This is a genomic window from Paraburkholderia nemoris, assembly GCF_905221015.1.
GTDB lineage: Bacteria > Pseudomonadota > Gammaproteobacteria > Burkholderiales > Burkholderiaceae > Paraburkholderia > Paraburkholderia nemoris.
Map to the genome: position 1 here is coordinate 15,156 of NZ_CAJNBO010000040.1, position 22,225 is coordinate 37,380.

Here is a 22,225-nt window from a genome sequence, read left to right on the forward strand (position 1 = left end):
TTTCCGGGAGCGCGAACTGGACCGAAGAGGCGAGGCATTGGAGGGGTGCCTAGGTTGCCTTGTTCATCAGGGCTTCTATGCTCGCCTTATTTTTGTCCCCGACAGAGCGCCCCAGCTCCTTGTCGCCTTTGTAGACGACAATGGCGCTTTGCATGGAAACGTTGAACTCTTTCAGTAGAGGCTTTTGGCTGTCGAAGTCCACTGTCATCAGCGTAACGTTCTTGAATGCGTCGGTGCTCATGAGCGCATCTTCAACGGGAACCTGAACCTTGCAGATCGGGCACCATGGCGCCCGTACGGAAATGATCACTGGTTCGTCGTTTTTGGCTAGTTCATCAAAGGCCTTTTGATCGAATGGCACGACGTTTCCGGCAAAAGCGGCCATGGAAAAGAACGTTGCAGCCAAGGCTGGGAGTGCGAGTTTAATGATCTTCATACAGGTCCCTTGAATGTCGGAGGAGCAATGCACAGGTGCTGGTGCACACGCTAGTTCGCAGATTTCAGGGGAAAGTTACACACTGGCCAAAAAAATTTGAGGTGGAGGTTTGGCTGGAGGAGTGGTCCAGGCGCTTCCAGCCCGGGAGAGAAGAGACAGATGACTTATGTCGAGATTCAGGCCCGAGCCGGTAACATCCGCTTCTGTTTGTAGGATGCCTGCCCTTGACCGTGCTCTGTCGCCGAACCGGCCAGTCACCTACGCGACGTGACTGGCCGAAACTGCCCGGTTGCACTCGCTGAGCGATACCGTCGCAAAGCTGTCGTTGCCGTAGGGAGAATGCTTGCGTACGGCGCGAGGATTGAAAGACAGCTACTCGTATCGTACTGATGGACTCAGTTAGTTCGCCGCCTTTGCGTTATCAAGGCCCTGGCAGGAACTCGACGTCTCCATACCATGCGCGCGTCGTAGTAGCAGTGTTGTCGGTATCGGTCAACAACCCGTAGCCGTTGATTCGTCCTGGCGGTTCGTGAAAGACCCGTCCGTAGTCTTGTACGATATTGCGGCGCAGGCTTTGCCACTGACCCGCGTCGCCGGACCGACCGGAGACCACGATCATCTGCACGCGATCGGTGTGAGGGTTGGCTATGACGGTGCCTGGCGCGGCGGTGGTCGACCAGATATACATCAGCGTGGCATAGGGCAGCTCCTCGCCACCCAGGCGCCTTGCCAGATCCATCTTGGCCCGGTCGAAAAACGATAGCTTGCTTTTGTCGCCGTCAAATAGGAACACCAGTCGCATTGGCGCGTCTTCCCTTGATCCGACGCGGTTGTCGGCCCCCTCGATCGGTCCTTCTGCTTTCCAGCGCCATGCCACGACAGGTGTGCGGGCGAGGTCGATGTTGCCCTTGTGCATCATCGCAGACGCAGAGCGGTTCGCGTCCGCCTGCAGGACGGTGGTCTGGCCTTCGTGAACGAGCGTGTATTGCGTCATGGGCTTGCCGTGCACGACCGGCACGTTCTTCCAGCCTGATGGCAGTGGTGCGCCGGGCTCGATCGCGGAAAAGGCAATACCCGGTTTTTCGTCCTGAGCGCGGAGAGATTGCGACAACAGAAGGAGCGCGATGCACACGGCGCTGCAGACTGGCCGGGCTATTCGTTTCTGCGCGTGATTGATCGAGGGAAGATGCATGGCTGGTCGTATTGGTCGTTTAGCTAGCAACGATTGTAGTCGGCGCAGCTGACGGCATTTAGGCGGAGCTCTTACGCTGACGCTTACATCCTGTGAATCGGAACCCCGGGCCGTCAATCTCAAGCATAAGACCGACTCCCGCCTACCCGCGAGCAATGGCGCAACTACTGAGACAATCGTTAGGTTGGTGCGAAATCTGGCGGTAGTCAGATGCAGAGCCGCTTGCAGCAAGGCCCGGCGGCTGTGCAGCTTGTACGCAACCGGAGGTTGCGCAAGCTATTGATCAATATCGATCTGTCGAAACCAACCGCCAGAATTCGCACGGAAAGTACGACAACCCCGATCCTCAGTTGACAAGTTCGCACCTCACGACGGGCGCCGTATAGGGGGACGGGTATATCGATTTGGGGCCGCTCAACACGCGCAGGCGCTGTGTGGCTAGCACCTCGGCCTTGCGCTGATCGCTCAGGTCAAGCGTACTGCTTGAGACGCGCCCGGCATCCGCAGGCTCATTCACGGTACACTGCGCCGTTTTACCGTCGGGCAGACGTACGGTTGTCTCGTATGCGTAATCGGGCTGGGCGGCCGTGCAGGCAGCGCTGCAAACAGTCACTGCAATCAGCACGATATGCTTTGCAGGATCTTTCACTTTCCCCTCCACGAAAAACTGCATGATCGTTTGACCCGTTCTCACTCGGGCCGTTCGGGGAAAGGCCGTTCTACGAGGCGTGGTTCAACCCCAACTACAAGGTGCTCTGAATCCCAAGGGGCATATTGACGTTCAAGCACGCTCTTCCATGTCAGCGGTTTGTGGCCTGGGATGTCGGCGCTTTAGCGCCTCGACCCTCAAACGGTCCATGGCTGTATCAGAACAAATCAGCTCAATCTCCAAGAATCGCGCGCCCGCATCGAGCTCCCACGTTTCTCAAAGCGTTGCGCGTAACATGCAACGAAATGACCGAGTCCGCAACTGCATTGCATCCGGCGAGAACGAGCAAAAAACTGCACGTGAGGAAACCGGTGCAAACGCGCCACATTTCCCTTGAGGGCTCATCGCGCACCTCTTCGCCTCTGGCCCGACTATGAGTTGGACCTCCAGTTGCTACGGCGGGTCGCGCCGCGGCCGGTTCGACCGATTGTCCGTCCCGCGCGGGGCCGCGTCGCACCGGTAGGGCGCGAATCAGTCCACCCGGGCCGGGCCCAACCGGGCAGCCCCGTCGCCGGACGAGAAACGAACCTCAACCGGCAGATCATTGTCTTCGGCAAACCTGACAACGAAATCAAAGGCTTCCGGACAAACGCTTCGGAGTTCGCCGGACACAATCAGGCATTTCACGCCGGTATCGACGACAGGCATGGCGAGGCGCGTCGAGGCGATATGAATACCGGGCCGACGCTCCCCGACGAACAGGATTATGACGCCCATCAGACGCTCGGCCCAGTCGCCCGGCCGGAAGACTGTGCGGTGGTGCGTGAGGCCACTGATCAGATAGTGTTCGCTTCTGTCGGCTACCGTCATGCGTCTACGGTCGATGGCCCGGACGCCATCCAGTTCAGCCTGCCGGGTTCCACGGCGGACGGCTTGTCTGTTTCAGCCAGCCGGAACACGGCCACCGCATGGTCGAGTGCGCGTGCCTGTTCTTCAAGCGACGACGCCGCCGCTGCGGCCTGCTCGACCAGTGCGGCGTTTTGCTGGGTCGCGTTATCCATCTGCGTCACGGCGCGATTGATCTGATCGATGCCGCGCGACTGTTCTTCCGAGGCCACACTGATTTCGCTGACGATGGCGGTAACGTTGCGGGCCGCTGTGACGATTTCGGCCATCGTGTCGCCAGCGCGAGCCGCCAGGTCGGCACCGTTCCTCACTTTCGCAACCGAATCGCCGATCAGTTCCCTGATTTCCTTCGCTGCAGCGGCCGAACGTTGCGCGAGCGCGCGGACCTCGCCCGCGACCACCGCGAATCCACGCCCTTCCTCGCCGGCACGCGCAGCTTCCACGGCTGCGTTCAGCGCGAGGATGTTGGTCTGGAACGCGATACCCTCGATCGCGCCAATGATGTCGACAATCCGGTTTGAACTCGACGACATGTCCGCGATCACATCGACAACCTGACCGACAACCTCACCCCCGCGGGCCGCGACTTCCGACGCGTTTTCGGCGAGCGCGCTGGCCTGCCGCGCATTGTCGGCGTTTTGCCGGACGGTCGCAGTCAACTCTTCCATGCTCGATGCGGTCTCCTCCAAAGTCGCCGCCTGCTGCTCGGTACGTGTCGACAGATCGCCATTGCCACTCGCGATTTCGCGCGCGCCGTGTGTGATCGCCGCCGTCCCGTGCCGCACCTGCTCCACGGCGGCAGCAAGCCCCGCCTGCATTCGCGCAAGCGCAGCCATCAACCGGCCCATCTCGTTGGCGCGCAGTTTTTCGATCGCGCTTGTCAGATCTCCAGCCGCGATGCGCTCGAAATGGTGAATTGCCCGATCAATGGGCCGCACGATCGACGCCGTCAACGCGAAACGTGCGAACAGGCCCAGCACAATCGCAGCGGATCCGATCGCGCCGAAGAGCCAGAGCAGCATCTGAAAATGCCGTTGCGCTGACGCGAAACTCGCCTTCTGCTGCTCTGCCTGGAAATCCTCCAGCGCGAGTTCGGCGCTCCGGTAGTCACTGAAAAGCGTGTCAGGTGCCTGACGCTGCGTCGTGCGAAAAGACATGAAATCGTTCTGGTCGAGCGCCGCAATTTCAGGCGCAAGTGCCTGCTTCATCAGTTGCTCGCGCTTCGCCCGCAGCGCGTCGGCCAGCTTCCTCTCGACCTCATTCGAAGGCGGTTGTGCCGCGTAACCAGCCAGTTCGCGATCGCTGCCCGTCTGCTCGGCATGCACCCGGGCGAGCACTGCGTCAGTCGGTTTGCCCTGCGCGACGAGCGTTTCGTACGCACCGAGATCGACGCGTACCTGCAGAAGCGCGTCACTGCTGGCGGCCAGATGTCGCAACGACGCCGTTTCTTCGCGGTACATCCTGTCGAGCGCCGTATTGGCCGCTTTGAGCCCCGCGATCGACGTTGCGATCACGAGCATCAGCGCTGCTGTATAACCGGCGATAGTGATGGTCAACGCGACCCGGATAGTGGTATTTCTGAACATGGCTGCCTTCCTCGACCCGCTGAGCAGAAAAAAAAGCGGCGGGCGGATACATCCGCCGCCGCAAATTGGAGGAAATCGATCAAAAAGATCTACTGCGAGGAGCTGATGCCAGGATCAGAAGCGGGTGCGGATACCCGTGGCCACTTCGAGCTGGTTGTTGTGGCCGAACGTCGTCGACACCGTGTAGCCGCCATGCAGTTTCATGTAATCGGCGGCCAGATACACCTCGGTGCGCTTGGAAAGATGGTAGAACGTCGACGCGTAGATCGTCTCCTTGTAGCCGTTGTGAACCGTCGTGGCCGTCGTGTCGAACGCGCCGGAATTGGCGTTCGGGATGAAGCCGTCGCTGTTGTAGGCGGCGTTCTTCACGCGCATCTGCTGATAGCCGAGTTCATAGTCGAACGGACCCTTTGGTGCGAGCTTGAAGGACACCGTCCACGCATTGTCCTCCCGATCCGGCAGCGACCCCTGCTTGCCGGTGTAATGGAAGTAGCCGGCGTTGACACGGCCGATGCCGAAACGATAGTCGCCCCCCACCGAGTACGTCTGATCGGTGAAGCCGCCGTTGTTCGTGTGGCTGTAGAAGCCGCCGATGGAGGCCGGCCCAACGTTCCAGCCGAGCACGGCCTGGTAGCCCGAGCCGTTGGCGAACTGCGTCGAGTTGCTGAACTGATAGCCGGCGGCCGCATAGATGCCGTTGCTGAAGAGCTTGCGCCACTGGATGCCGTTCTCGGAACGCGTACCGGTCGGGCCAGCCGCGTAGAAGACCATTTGCTTGAAGTTGTTGGAATTGGTGAAGGCGCCTTCGTTCGTCGAGAACTTCGCGCTGACGTACGGGTCGGCGTAGAGGCCCGCGAAATCCTTCGCGACCGTGTCCTGGAAGCCGGCCGTCACCTGGCCGATCGTAGCGTTCTCGATGCCGACCCAGGAGTCACGGTCGAAGAGCTGGCCCGGATCTTCCATCTGGCCGTTCGCGGCGACGAATTCGCTCTCCAACTTGAAAATGATCTTGTTGCCGCCACCGATGTCTTCCGCGCCCTTCAGACCCCAGCGGCTGCCGCTGAACCACGGCTCGCCGGCGTGGCCCATGCCGATCACGTGCTTGCCGGCTGCGTCGGCATTCGTCGTGTAGGCGAGGGCGCTCAAATCGATGAGGCCATAGAGTTGCACGCTCGACTGGGCGTGCGCGCCGCTCGACGCCAGGGCGCCTGCCGCGACGGCCAGGGTTAGGTACTTTTGCTTCAAGGTCATCTCCTCTGATTACTGCGTTGAAATTTTTTTTCTGGTTGCCCGCTGCAACTGCGATCCGGACATCCGGATGACGGTCCCGTTGAGCCAATGAGCGCCATGCTAGCGATCTCAATCCTTCATGCAGCTTTCCCGTATCATTCGTACAACTAAGTGCATTTACTGATATACGGTACCGATTTGGCACCCGCTACGCCGGATCGCTGCTGCGCAAAATGTAGCCAAGCCCACGCAATGTAATGATCTGCGCACTGGACGAGGCCAGGTGCCTGCGCAAACGGTGAATATAGATGTCGACCGCATCCGCGCTCAGCTCGTCGTCGACACTGAACGCGCTTTCCATCAGGGCTGTCTTCGAGACTGTTTTCCCCTGTCTCAGCATCAGGGCTTCGAGGATGGTGTGCTCACGAGGTCGAAGTGCCAGCGGCTGGTTGTTATGACAGAAATCACGTGTGTCGGGTATGTACTGCAGATCGCCACAAACAAGACAGCCCGACATGGCGTCTGCCTGCCTGCGGATCAGCGCCTTGATCCGCGCCACCAGTTCCCGTGCATCGAATGGCTTGACGACATAGTCGTCGGCGCCCGCGCTAAAACAGTCGACCTTGTCGTCTGTCGAGCCGTTGGCCGTCAGCATCAACACCGGCACCTTGTCGCCGCGGTGGCGCAATCGTGCCAGTACCTCCTTGCCGTCCATCCGTGGCAGCTGGATGTCCAGTAGCACCACGTCGTAGCATTGAGCCGCCAGCAGCCTATCCGCGCTTTCGCCGTCGCCGACGCAATCGATCGCGAAGTTCTCACCGCGCAGCAGATTGACAATCCATTGCGCGAGTTCCGCGTTGTCTTCCACGAGCAGCAGCTTCATCGCTTTTCCTCAATCGCGCGACGCGCGCACGCTGATCGTGGCGGGGACCAATATGCTCAACTTTCTGTACTGGCCCACCGTGCCCGAATGAGAGCGGGCAAACCCGTGGCATTTGCTGGCCCGGGTCCGGCGTGCCGGACATCTGTCGTGCCGCGACGAGTGCGATCGAACCTTCGCGCGCCTCTGCTGGAATACCCGGACCACTGTTCACAACGCACCTCATGATCTGGCCACCCGAAGGCGCCCCGCATGTTTTCAGCACGGCAGCGAACTCCTCAGGGACAGTAGGTCCTCTTCTGCGTCGGCATCGTCACCCGAAGTTCACACCAACGACAGCAGGGCGATGTACTTCACCAGACCGGCCTTCCGCGGCATCGTGCCGTTCTGCTCCCTGAATCCAGCGACGCTCCTCCCTTCCTCCTGATGCTCAGAATGCCGCAGGCCGCCACTTCAGCAGACGCTTCTCCAGTGCGGTAAGCAGATAGTCGGCCGTGAGCGCGACCACCGCGAGCACGATCATCGCTGCGAACACGCCGCTCGCATTGAATGCGCCTTGCGCCGTCGAGATCAGCAGGCCGATGCCCTGCTTCGAACCGAGGAACTCGCCGACTACGGCCCCGACCAGAGCGAAACCGAAGCTCACGTGCAGGCTCGCCAGAATCCACGACAGCGCTGATGGAATCACGACTGACGTGGTCAGCTGACGCTTCGAGGCACCGAGGATCTGCGCATTTGCAATCATGTAGCGGTCGGCCTCACGCACACCCTGGAATGCATTGCCGAACACGACGAAGAACACCATCACGACGGCCAGCGCGACTTTCGAGGCCATGCCCAAACCAAGCGCGATCACGAACACCGACCCCAGCACCACGCGCGGGATCGAATTGGCGATCTGGATGTAAATGCTGAACACGTCGGAGAGCAGCTTGTTGCGACCCAGCACGACGCCACAGACGATGCCACCGACCGCACCGATGAGAAAGCCGATACCGGTTTCTTCGAGCGTGACCCAGACCTGCTGCAACAGCGGGCCCTGCGAGGTGCCGTTCACGAACCAGTCCACGATCTGCGCAAAGATCGCCGAGGGCATCGAGAAAAAGAACGGATCGATCCATTTATACCGTCCGCCCATTTCCCATCCACCCAGCACGACGACCAGCACCAGTACCCTCAGCGCGATGATCAGAGCATGCCGCTGGCGCAATCTGCGCTGCGCGATTTTTTCAACAGTTGCCAGCGACGCGCTATCGAAGCCCGCCTGCAGTGCGTATTCAGGAGTTGCCATCAGTGTTGTTCCGGTGTCAGGTTGTATCAGACAATCGATGTCATGCGATCTGCACTTCTTCGCGCAGGTCACGCCAGATATCGCGCGAAATTTCGATGAAGCGCGGCTCGTAGCGAACTTCCGACGTGATCCGCGGGCGCGGCAGATCGATCTCATAGACCTTCTTCAACGTCGCGGGTCGCGCGCTCAACACGAACACACGATCAGCCAGCGCGATCGCTTCTTCCAGATCGTGCGTGACGAACACTACCGACCCCGAATTCGCCGACCACAGCTGCAGTAGTTCGTCCTGCATCAACGTGCGGGTCTGCATGTCGAGCGCCGAGAACGGCTCGTCCATCAGCAGGATTTCCGGTTTGTTGATGAAGGTCTGTGCGAGCGCGACGCGCTTGCGCATCCCGCCCGACAACTGATGTGGATAGTGCTTACCGAACTTCTCGAGCCCGACGCGACGCAGCCATTCATTGGCCTCGTCGTGCGCGGCTGATTTCGAGCGGCCACGATACAGTGGCCCCGCCGCGACGTTATCGAGCACGGATCGCCACGGGAAGACCGCATCGGCCTGGAACACGAAGCCGATGCGTGGATCGATGCCGTCTACCGGCGCGCCCATCACGCGCACTTCACCGGTCGTCGGCTTCAGGAGCCCGGTAATCATGCTGAGCGTGGTCGACTTGCCGCAACCGGTCGGTCCGACGATGGCGACGAACTCGCCCTTCGCGACCGCCATGCTGAAGTCGCGCAACGCGATCGTCGCCTTGCCGTCTGGAGAAATGAAACGGCACGACACCGAGCGGAACTCGATCACCGGTGCGTTCTGAGAAACAACTTGGTTCATCTGTACATCCGTGGAGATGGCCGGTACCGCGAACGCGGCACCGGAAGCGTAACGAAACCGGCTGCATCAGGGACAAAGATGCAACCGGCAGGCGCTGACTTATTTCGCGCCAACGAACTCGTTGGTATAGGTTTTCGCCAGCTCGATATGTTTGCCCTTGACCGACGGATTGAACGCCGACAACACCTTGAGCACGGTCGTCGGTCCATCGGCCGGCATCTTGCCATCCGTCGTGAACATCGGCAGCGATGCCTTCAGCGCACTCACGTAAAGCGGTTTGTCCTTCTGATAGTCGTCGGGCATCTTTGCGGCAATTTCTTCCGCGCTATGCGTGTGGATGAACTGCATCGTGCGAACGAACGCGTGCGCGAGCTTAGCTGCTTCAGCCTTGTGCGAATCGGCCCATGCCGCCTGCACATAGAGGCTCGACGCCGGGTAGGTGCCGCCCAACGCTGCCTTCGTGCCTTCGACCGAGCGCATGTCGACCAGCACCTTGGCGTCACCGGACTTCAGCAATGCGGACACGGTGGGCTCCGTCGTCATGCCCGCGTCGATACGGCTCTGCTTGATCGCCGCGATGAAGCTGGCATCAGCGCCGACCGGCAGCATTGTGTATTCCGTCGACTGGATGCCGTGCTGGCCGGCGAGGTATTGCGTGAGAAAACTGGTTGATGATCCGAGGCCGGTGACACCGAGCGTCTTGCCCTTCACGTCGGCCATCGATTTGACTGTGTCAGCGGCCTTGGTCGAAACCATTTCCACTTCACCCGGCACCTGTCCGAACACGACAATCGCCTTGACGTCCTTGCCTTTGGTTTGCAGATCGATCGTATGGTCATAGAAGCCGACGACAGCCTGGACGGCGCCGGCCAGCAATTCGTTTTCCGCATCGACCCCGGCCGGCTGCGACAACAGTTCGACGTCAAGCCCTTCGTCCTTGAAATAGCCGAGCTGTTCGGTCAGGCGCGCGGGCAGGTAGATCAGCTTCGTGATGCCGCCGACCATGATCGTGATCTTCCCGCTGTCAGCGGCTGTTGCGTGCTGCGACGCAAGGCCGAACAGCAGGCTGGAAGCAATGGCGATCTGGCGCAACGTGCGAAAGCTAGGGGTCATCGATAGTCTCCATTATTGTCCGGCGCGGCGGAATGCCGCCCGTCTGCATCGATGGGGCGATTCTAGGGGAACGAATCCTTCTGCCGACTTACACGGGGATGGGTTTTTCATACGGGATTTCCATGAGGACCAGACGCGTTGCTATTCAAAAACGTCCCTTCCCGCTTCGATAACTTGCTTCGATAACTTTCAAGGGCGCAACAAACGATAGCGTCTCCGCCGCCGTCCGAAAACTGGCTAAACAACGCTCATTGCCGCGCGGCGCGTTGTCACGTTCCGGGTAGGTCAGAGGCTCAAAGCGCGGATCAAAATGGATGGCAAACAGCGACACGACGACTTACCGTCTCCTGGCGTGAAGCGGACGTGCTCCGTGCTCCCCGGTCATGCAACATCAATGAGCCGTCACACGGGGGTCGACTGACGTTGAGTCGCCTGGCTCTGTTCGGAAGGATGGGAACTGCCGCCGCTGCGGACGTGACCATGCACTTTTAACGGAAACGGATCTGACAAATGAATTCCGCAGGTTGACGATGTTGGGGATGACAACGTCTTCACGCCCCTGTGCCCCGGGTTTTTGTGTCAACACTTTTGCGTCGATGCATCGCCTGATCCGTGAGATTTTCGCTTCAGAGGCGCCCGCGCTTTCCTGTTGCGCTACTAACCCGTCGACGTAACAACCGGCACCCGTCGTTGCGGTTGCAGCAGGGTAGCGGGTTAACACCCATGATTTGGCGGCGGCACAGAAAGCTTGTAGAAGGTGTCCGGTTTCTATAATCGGCTTCAATCATCCAGAAAGCGCCGCGCATTTAAAATGCGGCGTCACCCCATATGCGTTGCCAGAGGTTTATCAACCATGCGGCAGCAGCGGAGGAACAGTGGGTGGACGGATGCTACGTCCCGGCGATGTGTTGCGTAGCGTCGGAATCACTGCGTGGCGCAGGCCTGCAATTCGCATCATCTGTGGAAGCAGCGATGAAAGATACCGAAATGGAGCGGTGGCCACTTGCGGCCCTCGTGTGTGTCTGTCTTGGCGGTCTGATGTTGAAGGCATGCGTGTTTGGGCAATGCGCGCCCACTCCTGCTGGCTTGGCAGCTCCTGCATGCGGCGACTTTCTGGTCTTTCTCGGTGGCGTTGGAAGTGCCGGACTCCTTTGTAGCAAGCTCTTCGGTCCGGCCAGGGTTGGGAGCACTCTTTTTTGGGTCTTCCTGGCGGGGATCATCGGCGCTGCGCTCCTGTTTTGCAGCGGGGCGTGAAGGAAGACATGTACATAGCGCGAATCATTAATCGACGCAGGAGGTGTCGATGACCGACGTCAGAATGTCGTTGCGTGCGGCCATCGACAAATGGGTGGGACGTACGGCAGCGTATCCCATTTTGGTCGTCCGACATGGTCATGCACGATCGAGGCGCTACGTGCATGTCGAACTCTCACGATCGCAGGCGGCGCACGTAATCTTCTTTTTTCGTCACGATAACGGCAACTGGAATGTCTTCCCACCAGACACTCGGCGCCCTACGATGAACAATTTGCAGTATGGGCTACGTGACGGGTGATGACGTCCAGATGGGCTTCGCATCCATAGACGATCTGTCGCATGAGCGCCGACGCCACCAGCAGGATCCACGGATCAGATCAAAGGCCGGCGCTCACTGGAACGCTTCGCTGCAATGCACCACGGCCGTCAACCGCAAAGAAACATCTGCGCAAACCAGCTCACACATCTCAACGCCCCCGCCTGCACCGGCGCAGCAACTCGCGGTCAAGCCCCGCTTCTGGGGGGCTTCAGAATGAGGGAAATAAAGCACGTTCAGGCGTCGACGACGTTTGTCTGACGGGTGTGACTTGATTGCTATTTGGCACTCGATATCAGCGCTATGTAGCACCGATCACGAGGGCGAAATCGCCCCCCTGTTGAACTGCCCCCTGTTAAACAGGTCATGTGCACGATCCCTCGCCTCTGCTCAAAACTCATCTGCAGCAGCGCCGCGTCGAACGCATCCCTGTACGAAAACGATCGGTTCGGTACATCCCCTGTCACATATGTACGAAAGTAAGTGTTTCGTAGTATCGTACGGCATTCAATAATCGTACCTCGGTTTCGTACACATTAGAGAGCCGGATGTCGCGAAATTTCATTTATGCCCGCGTCAGCACCGCAGATCAAAACACCGAAAACCAAGTACGCGAAATAGCGGCGGCTGGCTTTGCGGTAGATAAGCGACGCATCGTCACCGAAAACATCAGCGGCAGCGTCACGGCCAGCGAGCGTCCACAATTCGCTCGTCTGCTGGATCGGATTGAACCAGGCGATGTCCTCATTGTCACGAAGCTTGATCGCCTCGGCCGTAATGCGATGGACGTACGCTCGACGGTAGAGCGCCTCGCAAATGATGACGTTCGCGTCCATTGTCTCGCTCTTGGAGGCGTGGACCTAACAAGTGCCGCCGGGAAGATGACCATGGGCGTTCTCATCGCGGTTGCAGAGTTCGAGCGTGACTTGCTGATCGAACGTACTCACGCCGGGATCGCGCGCGCCCGTGCAGAAGGAACGGTGATGGGACGCCCTCCGGCGTTGACGGCTATGCAGCAGGCCGAAGTCATGCAGCGTTTGGCAGCGGGCGAATCCGTCTCTCAGATCGCGCGCGATTACGCCACAACGCGGCAATCCATCATGCGAGTAAGGCGAAAGGCAGAGCCGGTCTGACGTTATGCGTCAAATAGCGCTGGAGTTTTCCCGCCATTTCTCGCCGAAGATCACAGCTACGCCCCCTGCAAGCAGCTTAGCGTACGATTTTTTCCGAATTCTGAGTCGACCCCTAAAGCGGATGCGGAAATCCAGCGGCTGATTGCGCAAGGCACCGGTGTCACCGTCAACATCGTGCACCTGATCGCGCCATCCGACGACCCGCAATTGCCGACCAGGGACATTGACTTCTCCCTGGCCGCCATCGAACGGCGCTGGCTTGCCGGGTACGAGGATATGCGCGCGGCGCTCAGCCACCAGGCATGGCTCAGGCCGCTGCCACCGAACACCGGCATCGTGGTACACGAGTTCAAGGGCAATGGCACGGCCACGCGCCAGAGCACAATCGATCGCTGACGTTGCATTCAAGGTGAGGCGAATCCCGGTGGGCAATCGTCGCACTCCGAGACGGTTTCGCTGTCCAATTAATAAGCAATTAATAAACAGGCCACCGCGGTGGCCGCCTGCGAATGACGATGACTGAGACCGTTACCCAACCTGCCGACGACCCGTGGCCGGGCGCGAGTCCAGCCGCACACGCAGCCGGACCGGACCGCAGGCATGAGCACCTCGATACGCCGCGCCACGCGTCAGCCGGGCAAATCGACCGGCTGGTGCACGCCGCGTCCGCACGCGCCACGGCCGGTGTTTCGCCTGCGGCACTGTGGCTGGCATGGTTCGATTGGGCGTGGCATCTGGCCGGCTCGCCCGGCAGGCAGGTGGCGCTCGCCCAGCGGATCGTGCAGCACTGGCAGTCTGGATTGAGCGGATCGTTCCCACGCCCGGGCGGAGATGGCGATCCACGCTTCGCCGATCCCGACTGGCAGCGTTGGCCGTTCAGCGTGCTGCGCGACGCGTTCCTGCAGACCGAGTCGTTCTGGCAGGAGGCCACCACGGGCCTGTCGGGCGTCTCGCCGCACCATGAACACGTGGTCAGTTTCGCCGCCCGTCAATGGACCGACATGCTCTCACCATCCAACTGCTGGTCGCTCAATCCCGAAGTGCTGCGGGCGACCGCCGGAACGGGTGGGCAAAACTTCGTCGAAGGTGGCCGCCATTGGCTGGACGATCTGCAGGAGATCCTGGCTGGGGCCAGCTCGGGTAGCTCGCGTCGTCGATGCGCCCCTTACTGCATCGGTCAGGACGTCGCCGTTACGCCCGGCAAGGTGGTCTATCGCAATGACCTGATCGAGCTGATCCAGTACGCCCCGCAAACCGCGACGGTCTGGCACGAGCCGGTGCTGATCGTGCCCTCGTGGATCCTGAAGTATTACATCCTCGATCTTTCCCCCCACAATTCGCTGGTGCGCTATCTCGTGGAACGCGGACACACGGTCTTCATGATCTCCTGGAAGAATCCGCGCGAGGAAGCGCGCGACCTGGGCCTCAACGACTACCTCCAGCTGGGCCTGTTCGAGGCATGCACGCAGGTACGCCGGATTACCGGCACGGCCCCGCTTCATGCGGTCGGCTACTGCCTCGGCGGGACGCTGCTGGCAATCGGTGCGGCCGCACTGGAACGGGACTGCGGACCCGGATCAGCCCCGCTCAGAACGGTTACGCTGTTCGCCGCGCAGACCGATTTCAGTGAGCCGGGCGAACTGGGCCTGTTCATCGACCCGAGCGAACTCGCCTGGCTCGACGCGCTGATGTGGGAGCAAGGTTATCTGGATGGCGCCCAGATGGCCGGCGCCTTCCAGCTGCTGCACTCGCGCGATCTGATGTGGTCCCGGTCAATCCACGAATATTTGCTGGGCCAGCATGCGAAGCCCACTGACCTGATGGCCTGGAACGCCGACACCGCACGCCTGCCCTATCGCATGCACAGCGAGAACCTGCATCACCTGTACCTGCGCAACGACCTGGCCGAAGGCAAGTACTGTGTCGGGGGACGACCGGTGACGCTCGCCGATCTCAAGCTACCGGTCTTTCTGGTGGGCACCGAACGCGACCACGTCTCGCCCTGGCGCTCGGTGTACCAGCTGCACCGCCTGACCGGCGCCGGGATCAGTTTTCTCCTGACCTCGGGCGGGCACAATGCGGGCATCGTTTCCGAACCGGGCCATGCCGAACGCCACTATCGCTTCAGCACGCGACGCAAGGATGCTCCCTATGTCAGTCCGGACGATTGGTTCGCGCAGACGCTGGCGTGCGAAGGTTCATGGTGGCCATGCTGGCAGCAATGGCTCGCCGCGCATTCGCGCGAGAAAACCGTGCCGCCCGCCCTCGGGGGCGGTACGATAATCGGCGGTGCACCCGGCCACTACGTGCTCGAACCCTGAGCGTATCCCGCCCAGGCACAACCATGCCGGAGTAACATCCAGGACTACTCCGTCAAGCGATTGACCAATGGCTCCGGCGGATGCATGACGGGGAGGAAGAACTCCCCGGCTGGCTCACCCGCAGTCAGATAAACGCCGTTAGTGCTGCGCTTGGAGTCTGTAAGTCCTACTCCAGTTGGCGCCGGGGAGAGTAGGACGGGGAAGGAAGCATGAGAAGCATGAGAAGCACATCGATGCGGGTGGCAGCGAGCACGAGAGCGCTGGTACGGGGTGCATGGCCCGCCGTTGGCGCAGAGTTGATGATCCTCGCGGCGGGTGCGCTGCTGATGGCTGCTGTCGACACAGTAATGGAGCGCTATCACATTGAGTGTTTCATGGTGGTGCTTCTTTGGTTCCTCGAACGCGAACGCATAAACGTGTTCCTGGAGCCTCGAGGCGATCGTAACCCTTACCATGGGAAGGCAACAAGACGGGCCTTCTCTATCGGCTCCTTTGCCCTCTGCGCCGGTCTACTCTACATTCTTCGGCCATAAGTTCCGCCAGGTGAGCGCGCCATTCCTGGGGATGAGGCCTCGATGCGGCCTCCTTTAGCGCTGCTGGTTCTTCCGCTCTCATTTCCGGAAACCAGCGAGCGAAGGTTTTCCGCAGATCGTCGTTCAGGATCTGCACGCGGGTTTGCAGCAGCAGATGCGCGCCGCGCTGGGTCCAGCGCATCTGCTGGTTTTTCACAAAGCGCTTGCTGACCACGTAGTTCACGGTCGACTCGGCAAACGCCGTGGAAATCTTCTCATCGTGCCGGTAGCGGTCGCCGTAGTCCGGAATGAACGTCTGGTTGGCCGCGATATAGGTGCGCAATTCCGTAAGCGGCTCACAGTGGCTTACCAATGGCAAACCTGATGAAGCAACCGCTTGCATTGCATGCATCACATTATGATATATTATGTAAATAAGCCTTGACGTGACGGAGTGTTCGTTCCGGAACAGTCCGCTTTTGAATACGAGATTGATTCATCCGGATCGCGCGAGCCCTTGGGGCGGTCGTGTCCAGCTCCGGGGCGGGATATTCCGTCACGCGCAAGGCCTTGCTGGCGCTACGACTGCCACGCGTCTGCAGTCCGCGTTCGGCTTTCGGACGACCTGGAAATCCGAATAACGAATACGAGCCACCATGCTGGTCACGTTTCAATCGCCCGCTACCCCGGATGTGTTAGTGCTCAGGAGCTCGCCCAGTATCTGCTGGGCATTGTCGGGAAACGGCTGGACATTCGGGGTGTCATTCAACATGACGAATTGCCTCGCGCGATCAGCCGACTTGAGATGGGCTATTCCGACGAAGAGAAGGCGGAAATCGCGGAGAATGCGCTGAACTACACTGCCCGGGCCCATCTTTGTGAGCGTGGAAGTGGAATCGCGCAGCGCGCCTGGCCGCTTCTCGACATGATGCGGCAGGCTGATCTGCAGCAGGCCGAGATCATCTGGAGGTTCCAGGGCTGGACTGGCAGTCACTATTGGTTGCTCGAGTTCGGTCTGTCTGGATATCGCAGGTGTGACCATCCGGAGTTTGCTGTGTCTCTTCATGGCTGTCCGCACAATTTTGCCGTGGCACCCAGTTGTCAGCATGATGAACCGGACGGAGAATGCCGTCTCGGACAACTACGACGCCGAAGTCGCATGGGTTGCCCGTGGCGTCGAACGCGGCATCCGACTGACCTATCAGCGCCCCTGAGCCATACCGTTAGATTGATCAGTGTCATGTTCGTCAGATTCTTTTCATTCTGCTCCTCTGCCCTCGCGCGGCACCGGGGAAGTGCTCTCGCCGCCCGGTTTGCCCACGGTGCGCGCAGGACGGCGCACTGACCACGACAACGGCAACAGACTCGGCACGACGAACAACGGTCGATCGATCTGGAACATCTTTTTCCGGAATAAGTAAAGCCAGCCCCAGCCCAACAAGAAAAAGAACCAGCAGCTCGACCAAGAAGAGTAACCAATAAAAATTCGCGTCCATATTGATCTCCTGAGGCGAAGGTGGTCGCAACTACTGCGCTTGATCTACGGAGGACAGCATTGAGCGGCAGCGTCTCACACATTGCTTCCGAAGATATGCACCGTCCCGTAACCTTGCATTCGAAGCTGATGGGATCACTATATGTCACTTTATGATATAGATGACCAAAGTCGGTGCAGCGCGAACGACGCTGATTGGCGTGCGTCACGAATGGCGCTGCGGCGACATGGTCGCTGCATTATCGTGAGCGGCATGTGCGCTCAAACGCGTGATGGATGCGAAAGGAACGAGGAGAAGTTTGCAAAAATAGTGTGACCATGACGTGCTCATCGCCCAAGCCCGAGTGCTGTGGCATTGCCTGTAGGAGACAGCGATCATGATCGCTATCCAGCCTTTTGCGGCAACCGGCGGAACAACAGATCGCCAGCCTGCCGCTACCCTGCTCCGTGTGCCTTCCGGATGGCGAGCGCATCGGCTCGGCGCAGCCCCGGCTGTCGTTCGTCATCCGCGACATTCGTGCGCTCCTTCACCTGACGCAGGGTGCGATCGGGCGACTGGCGGAGGATTATGTGGAGGGCCGGCTGGAGATCGAAGGTGATATGCATGACCTGATGGCAACTGCACCTGCGCTGCTACGTCATGACCCGACCGAGGACGCGCACGGATGGCTGCAGAGTCGTGTCAATCGCGCCCGTCGCGCCATCTGGGAACGCACCCACCATAGTCGAGCCAAGGACGCCGCGCAGATCCAGCGCCACTACGACGTCTCCGATGATTTTTACGCCCTCTGGCTCGACCCGTTGCGTGTGTACTCGTGTGCGTAGTTTTCGTCGACTGACATGTCGCTGGCAGAGGCCCAGCGAGCCAAGCTCGATCACATCTGCAGGAAACTGATGCTGCGTCCTGGCGAACGCTTTCTCGACGTGGGCGCCGGTTGGGGCGCGCTGCTGTTTTGGGCCGCCGAGCACTACGGCGTTGCCGCGACGGGCATCACCCTGTCGAAGAACCAGCACGCCTATGTCAACCGGCTTATCGACCAGAAGGGGTTGCAGGGCCGCGTCCGGATGCTGTTGCAGGACTATCGCGACGTCGACGAGTCCAGGCCCTTCGACAAAATCGCTTCAGTGGGCATGTGCGAACACGTGGGCCGTCCAAACCTGTCCTTGTACTTCGCGAAGATGCACCGTCTGCTTCGGCCAGGCGGCCTCATGATGAATCACAGTATTACTGCCGGCCGCGCTGACAATCCGCAACACGACGGCGGTATGGGTGACTTCATCGACAGACATATTTTCCCCGGCGGGCAACTGGTGCACGTGAGCGTCATGATGGCTGCCATGACTCGAGGCAACCTGGAACCGGTGGACGCCGAGTGTCTTCGCCCACATTACGCGCGCACGTTATGGCATTGGGCCGATGCTCTTGAGGCTCGTCTCGACGAAGCGCGCCGGATACTGGGCAGCGATGCGGAAAGGATCATCCGCGCGTACCGACTCTATCTGGCAGGGTCTGCGATGGGATTCGAACGAGGATGGACGTCGCTGTTTCAGATTCTGGTGTCCCGCCCCGCTGATATGACCGGGCGGCGCGACCAATCCACTCGTCGTCTGGGCGTCGAGCAACGTGGCTATCCGTTCAATCGCGCGTACATGTATGCGACGAGTCCGGACGCGGATGCGACGTACAAGGAACGCGATCCCGCATGCACCGACACCTGGAGGTAGTTTTCCGGTCGCACCGGAGCCCTGAGCCAGGACGTCTTGAAGCCGTACCGCTGCCATATCTGAACAGCCGCGCTTACGCTGCCGAGCGCGCCGTCTCGTCAACGCCGGACGACTCGACCACCGCTGCGTCTGCACCGGTTTCCGGACCCATGGTCACGAGCACGCTACAACTGACACGGTCCAGCAACAGGCCATCGTTCCTGCCGCTCCACCAGCGCGCCATCCGGCTGGTACGACGGTGGCCAACGACGATCAGATCAACCTTCAGGTCGTTCGCAAAGAACGGAATCTGATCCAGCGGATCACCCAGGGCGAAATGCCCGGTCGCCCGGATTCCGCGCGCAGCGAGCTTCTTCAATCCTTCTTCGAGCAAACTTCTGGCCGACTCAGTGACGACATCGGTCGGAACGGCGGAGGTAATATCGGCCCCTTGCACCCAGACAGAATTATTAAGGACGGCGAGCACGTGCACGTCAGCCTTGAGTTCCTGGGCCAGAGAAGCGCCGTCCTTCAGCGCGTGCTGTCCGTCGCGTGTTCCGTCGTAGCAGAGAAGAATACAGTTAAAGGCCGGCATGTGAGTTCCCCCGACGCTGCTTCCGCGGCAACGCGTCAATCTGATTCGCACAGGACCGATACGTCACGCTCGGGGACAACCGTTGCATAGCTGCCGAGCCAACACATCACAGATTTATTGTATATCACTTTGTGATATAACTGCCACATCACCGCACTCATGCGCAGACGGCAGCTCCACTGGTTGCAGGTTTTTCGACATCCGAAATTGTCAGTATCCAGCATCGGACAGGTCAATGCTCAGTGCCTCATGTGATCAGCGCACACCGGAGAGGACGGAGGTCAGTATGCGGTCAAACGAGCGTGATTGAATCGCGCCAGCACCCTGCCAGAGCGCTTCAGTCATAACCGCAGGTGATCGTTAAGCCTTCAATCAAAGTCCTTCCGTATTGAGTCCGTCAGGATGCGTGCCGTCTATGAGGGATCGTCCCTCAGCGAAGCCGGCCTGTTCCGCAGCTTCTGCACTCAGCAAATCGGCGATCGGATGGGTAAAGCTCACCCGCTGTGACGACGCGTAACGAACGTCGGCCCCAGGGCGCGCGACGTAGCCGGTATAACCGAATGGGATATTCGGCGGGTGAGGCGAGTACTCAGGAACGGCGACGACACGAATCGTAAAGCCGTTGTACTCGTCAAACTGCTCCTGTCCCTCAGCCATGTCGGTCTCCAGTGTTATGTGCACGGAACGTCCGTGCGCGGCTCACGCCCAGTTTTCGTCGCACCATTCGATAGCCCATGGCTTTGCGCATGAGATTGCATCGGCCTCGTCGACAAAGGAATCAATGTCACCCGAATCGTGCGTTTCGACGCGATCTTCGTCGCTCCCAGGCCCGCGAGTGATTCTCGCCATTGCGACGTAATGCCCGTCGCTGGCGCGACGTGTCCGGCAATCGATGTGAAACGCTTTGTATTCGAACTGCATCGATATCTCCCAAACGACTGTCCATTAGAAGGTTAGTCGTTGCGTGGAACAATGTGGAGGACGCTGTGCTCGACATGCCAGCCGGGTATTATCTGGAGACGATTGAGAAGATCTTCTGCAAGCACCATCTGCCACGCGGAAGCATGGAAGTGGAGGACGCTGTGCTCGACATGCCAGCCGGGTATTATCTGGAGACGATTGAGAAGATCTTCTGCAAGCACCATCTGCCACGCGGAAGCATGGAAGTGGCCGACCGGTGCGCCTGGAGGCCATCGAGAAGGTTGCGCTGCTGACCATCGAAGGCGGCCATGACGACATCACCGGCTGCGGTCCATCCGAGGCGGCACAGCCGTTATGCACATGCATCCCAGCCGGGCGCAAGTGGCACATGGTTACTGAAGACACCGGTCACTACGACACCTTCGCCGGGCGCAAATTCCACGAGATGATCTTGCCGGCCATCGAACAGTTCGTTTGCGCGCATGCCGCCGGGTCACGACTCCCTGCGAGGGCTTGCGACCCCAGACCGCCGGCTCATGTGCGTGCCGCTTCTCCTGGCATTCAACGGGTCGAATGACGCGGTATCGATTGTGACCACGATGTCGTTTCGCCCTCGTTGGTAGCCGCGCCGGCGTCCGCTTGACAAGGCGATCTTCCAATCGTGGGCGCAGCTAGGAGTCCGATCGCTGGGACAACGGGCGCGGCATGATTGCCATCAACCGTCTCACCAGGCAGGCAACCGCAATGGATATCCTTCTCCCGGCTGATATCAGCCTGTCGCAGGACGGCAATCCTGTTCATTTTGTCGCCGTGCGACCCGCGCGTTCGGTTCAATGCGCCATATCCCGCACGGCGATAGTCGGTGCACTGGGCTGCGCTCGCCGGGGCGCGCTCCTTGTTTGCCAGCCAGTTGGCTGGCCCTGGTCGGCGTGATGAAGTCGTTGCTTCCTCACTCAATTCCTTCGTATGGACAGCTGTCGTGATCCGATCCATCCATGCCTCCGCTCCTCAATTTTACGGTACGTTGGCATCCACTTTTTCCCGGCCGACGTCAGAAAAGTAGGCGCCGCCCCGCACAGCGTCTATGCCAATAAACCAAAAACAACGTCAGCAGGAAGCCTGCGCACAAAAATACGCCAGAAAACAGCGCACCTCAATCCCACCGTTCGTCACGCACCTGAACGACGCCGGCCTCGATCCGCACCGGAAACACCACCACATCCTCACAAGCCGGCGGCGCCAATACCTTTCCCGTCCTGATGCAAAACCGCGCGCCATGGCGCGGGCAGACGACCACGTCGCCTTCCACCACACCGCCCGTCAGGATACCGCCGTCGTGCGGGCAGACATCCTCGATTGCATAACAGGTGCCGTCGACGTTGAAGACGGCAACCTGCGCGCCATCGACCTCGACGCTGCGAACAGCCCCGGCCGGGAAATCCTCGATTGCGGCGACATCGACCCAAGCGGACATATCACAGCATCCCCAATTGCAGGCGTGCCGCGTCCGACATCCGCTCTCTTGACCACGGCGGGTCCCACACCAGTTCGACGTGCACGCCGTTCACGCCGCTCACCGAGAACACTGCGTCTTCGACCGTCGCCGGGAAGGTCTGCGCGACCGGGCAGCCGGGTGCGGTCAACGTCATGCGGACTTCGACGCGGCCTTCGGCTTCGTCCACGTCAAGACCATAGACAAGCCCCAGGTCGTAGATGTTGACCGGAATCTCCGGGTCGAACACGGTGCGCAGCGCGTCGATCACGCGGTCTTCCAGACGTTCAGTTGCGGCGCCGCTGCCAGGTTGGGCGGCCTCAGCGCGCTTCAGCCAGTCGAATGGGTCCATCGTCTG

General features: G+C 60.0%; 18 protein-coding genes and 5 pseudogenes. 6 read left to right on the plus strand and 17 right to left on the minus strand.

All coding sequences use genetic code 11. The annotated features are described in order from the left end of the window. Positions 1–49: 49 nt before the first annotated feature. The 11 genes from KHO33_RS37190 to KHO33_RS37240 all read right to left on the minus strand — a co-directional run bounded on the left by KHO33_RS37190 (position 50) and on the right by KHO33_RS37240 (position 10,452). Entirely contained in the window at positions 50–436 is a 387-nt protein-coding gene (locus KHO33_RS37190) for a thioredoxin family protein (RefSeq protein ID WP_200567998.1), read from the minus strand. Between the two features lie 421 nt (positions 437–857). Beyond that, positions 858–1,628, minus strand: a complete 771-nt coding sequence (locus KHO33_RS37195) for a DUF3047 domain-containing protein (protein WP_200567997.1) — start codon at positions 1,626–1,628, stop codon at positions 858–860. A 346-nt stretch (positions 1,629–1,974) separates the two neighbouring features. Beyond that, positions 1,975–2,301: a hypothetical protein gene (locus KHO33_RS37200; protein ID WP_200568014.1), complete on the minus strand. Its 327-nt coding sequence runs from the start codon at positions 2,299–2,301 to the stop codon at positions 1,975–1,977. Between the two features lie 507 nt (positions 2,302–2,808). Then, positions 2,809–3,147 (minus strand): DUF3579 domain-containing protein, encoded by a 339-nt coding sequence (locus tag KHO33_RS37205; protein WP_200567996.1) that lies wholly within the window; start codon positions 3,145–3,147, stop codon positions 2,809–2,811. Beyond that, on the minus strand, positions 3,144–4,769 hold the full coding sequence (locus tag KHO33_RS37210; protein WP_200567995.1) for a methyl-accepting chemotaxis protein: 1,626 nt from the start codon (positions 4,767–4,769) through the stop codon (positions 3,144–3,146). The genes KHO33_RS37205 and KHO33_RS37210 overlap by 4 nt, the downstream gene beginning before the upstream one ends. Before the next feature lie 114 nt (positions 4,770–4,883). Next, the gene (locus KHO33_RS37215; RefSeq protein ID WP_321207536.1) at positions 4,884–6,014 is read right to left on the minus strand and encodes a porin; all 1,131 of its coding nucleotides are present in this window, start codon (positions 6,012–6,014) and stop codon (positions 4,884–4,886) included. 193 nt (positions 6,015–6,207) lie between these two features. Continuing rightward, the gene (locus KHO33_RS37220) at positions 6,208–6,882 is read right to left on the minus strand and encodes a response regulator (RefSeq protein ID WP_200567993.1); all 675 of its coding nucleotides are present in this window, start codon (positions 6,880–6,882) and stop codon (positions 6,208–6,210) included. 427 nt (positions 6,883–7,309) lie between these two features. Then, positions 7,310–8,170, minus strand: a complete 861-nt coding sequence (locus KHO33_RS37225) for an ABC transporter permease (protein WP_200567992.1) — start codon at positions 8,168–8,170, stop codon at positions 7,310–7,312. Between the two features lie 40 nt (positions 8,171–8,210). Further along, positions 8,211–9,008 carry an ABC transporter ATP-binding protein gene (locus tag KHO33_RS37230; protein ID WP_200567991.1) on the minus strand — a complete coding sequence of 266 codons (798 nt, stop codon included), beginning with the start codon at positions 9,006–9,008 and terminating at the stop codon, positions 8,211–8,213. A gap of 99 nt (positions 9,009–9,107) precedes the next feature. After that, positions 9,108–10,121, minus strand: a complete 1,014-nt coding sequence (locus KHO33_RS37235; RefSeq protein WP_200567990.1) for an ABC transporter substrate-binding protein — start codon at positions 10,119–10,121, stop codon at positions 9,108–9,110. Between the two features lie 145 nt (positions 10,122–10,266). Then, positions 10,267–10,452 carry a hypothetical protein gene (locus KHO33_RS37240; protein WP_200567989.1) on the minus strand — a complete coding sequence of 62 codons (186 nt, stop codon included), beginning with the start codon at positions 10,450–10,452 and terminating at the stop codon, positions 10,267–10,269. Positions 10,453–12,242: 1,790 nt separating this feature from the next. Between KHO33_RS37240 and KHO33_RS37245 the strand changes: the two genes are divergently transcribed. The 3 genes and pseudogenes from KHO33_RS37245 (at position 12,243) to KHO33_RS37255 (ending at position 15,148) form a co-directional block, all read left to right on the plus strand. Then, positions 12,243–12,827, plus strand: a complete 585-nt coding sequence (locus KHO33_RS37245; RefSeq protein WP_200567988.1) for a recombinase family protein — start codon at positions 12,243–12,245, stop codon at positions 12,825–12,827. A gap of 126 nt (positions 12,828–12,953) precedes the next feature. Then, positions 12,954–13,223, plus strand: a pseudogene (locus KHO33_RS37250) (DUF3734 domain-containing protein); the annotation flags it as partial. A 119-nt stretch (positions 13,224–13,342) separates the two neighbouring features. After that, on the plus strand, positions 13,343–15,148 hold the full coding sequence (locus tag KHO33_RS37255; protein ID WP_200567987.1) for a PHA/PHB synthase family protein: 1,806 nt from the start codon (positions 13,343–13,345) through the stop codon (positions 15,146–15,148). A 576-nt stretch (positions 15,149–15,724) separates the two neighbouring features. On the opposite strand, the pseudogene KHO33_RS37260 reads toward KHO33_RS37255, so the two are convergent. Further along, positions 15,725–16,006 (minus strand): annotated as a pseudogene (locus tag KHO33_RS37260) (ISKra4 family transposase); the annotation flags it as partial. A 108-nt stretch (positions 16,007–16,114) separates the two neighbouring features. On the opposite strand from KHO33_RS37260, the pseudogene KHO33_RS42855 reads away from it, so the two are divergent. After that, a pseudogene (locus KHO33_RS42855) lies at positions 16,115–16,567 on the plus strand (DUF1840 family protein); the annotation flags it as partial. A gap of 340 nt (positions 16,568–16,907) precedes the next feature. Here the strand turns inward: KHO33_RS42855 and KHO33_RS37270 are convergent. Next, on the minus strand, positions 16,908–17,156 hold the full coding sequence (locus KHO33_RS37270; RefSeq protein WP_200568013.1) for a hypothetical protein: 249 nt from the start codon (positions 17,154–17,156) through the stop codon (positions 16,908–16,910). A 395-nt stretch (positions 17,157–17,551) separates the two neighbouring features. Here KHO33_RS37270 and KHO33_RS37275 point away from each other — a divergent pair. Further along, positions 17,552–18,880, plus strand: a pseudogene (locus KHO33_RS37275) (class I SAM-dependent methyltransferase). Positions 18,881–18,953: 73 nt separating this feature from the next. Here KHO33_RS37275 and KHO33_RS37280 read toward each other — a convergent pair. Together KHO33_RS37280 and KHO33_RS37285 are read right to left on the minus strand one after the other, a co-directional pair. Further along, a complete protein-coding gene (locus tag KHO33_RS37280) occupies positions 18,954–19,454 on the minus strand; it encodes a universal stress protein (RefSeq protein WP_200567985.1) in 501 nt (166 codons plus the stop codon). A gap of 372 nt (positions 19,455–19,826) precedes the next feature. Next, entirely contained in the window at positions 19,827–20,111 is a 285-nt protein-coding gene (locus KHO33_RS37285; RefSeq protein ID WP_200567984.1) for a hypothetical protein, read from the minus strand. Between the two features lie 338 nt (positions 20,112–20,449). Between KHO33_RS37285 and KHO33_RS42400 the strand changes: the two are divergent. After that, positions 20,450–20,952 (plus strand): annotated as a pseudogene (locus KHO33_RS42400) (hypothetical protein). Between the two features lie 576 nt (positions 20,953–21,528). Here KHO33_RS42400 and KHO33_RS37300 read toward each other — a convergent pair. Beyond that, a complete protein-coding gene (locus tag KHO33_RS37300; RefSeq protein WP_200568368.1) occupies positions 21,529–21,849 on the minus strand; it encodes a Rieske (2Fe-2S) protein in 321 nt (106 codons plus the stop codon). Between the two features lies 1 nt (position 21,850). Beyond that, positions 21,851–22,219, minus strand: a complete 369-nt coding sequence (locus tag KHO33_RS37305; RefSeq protein ID WP_200568367.1) for an SUF system Fe-S cluster assembly protein — start codon at positions 22,217–22,219, stop codon at positions 21,851–21,853. Positions 22,220–22,225 lie beyond the last annotated feature (6 nt).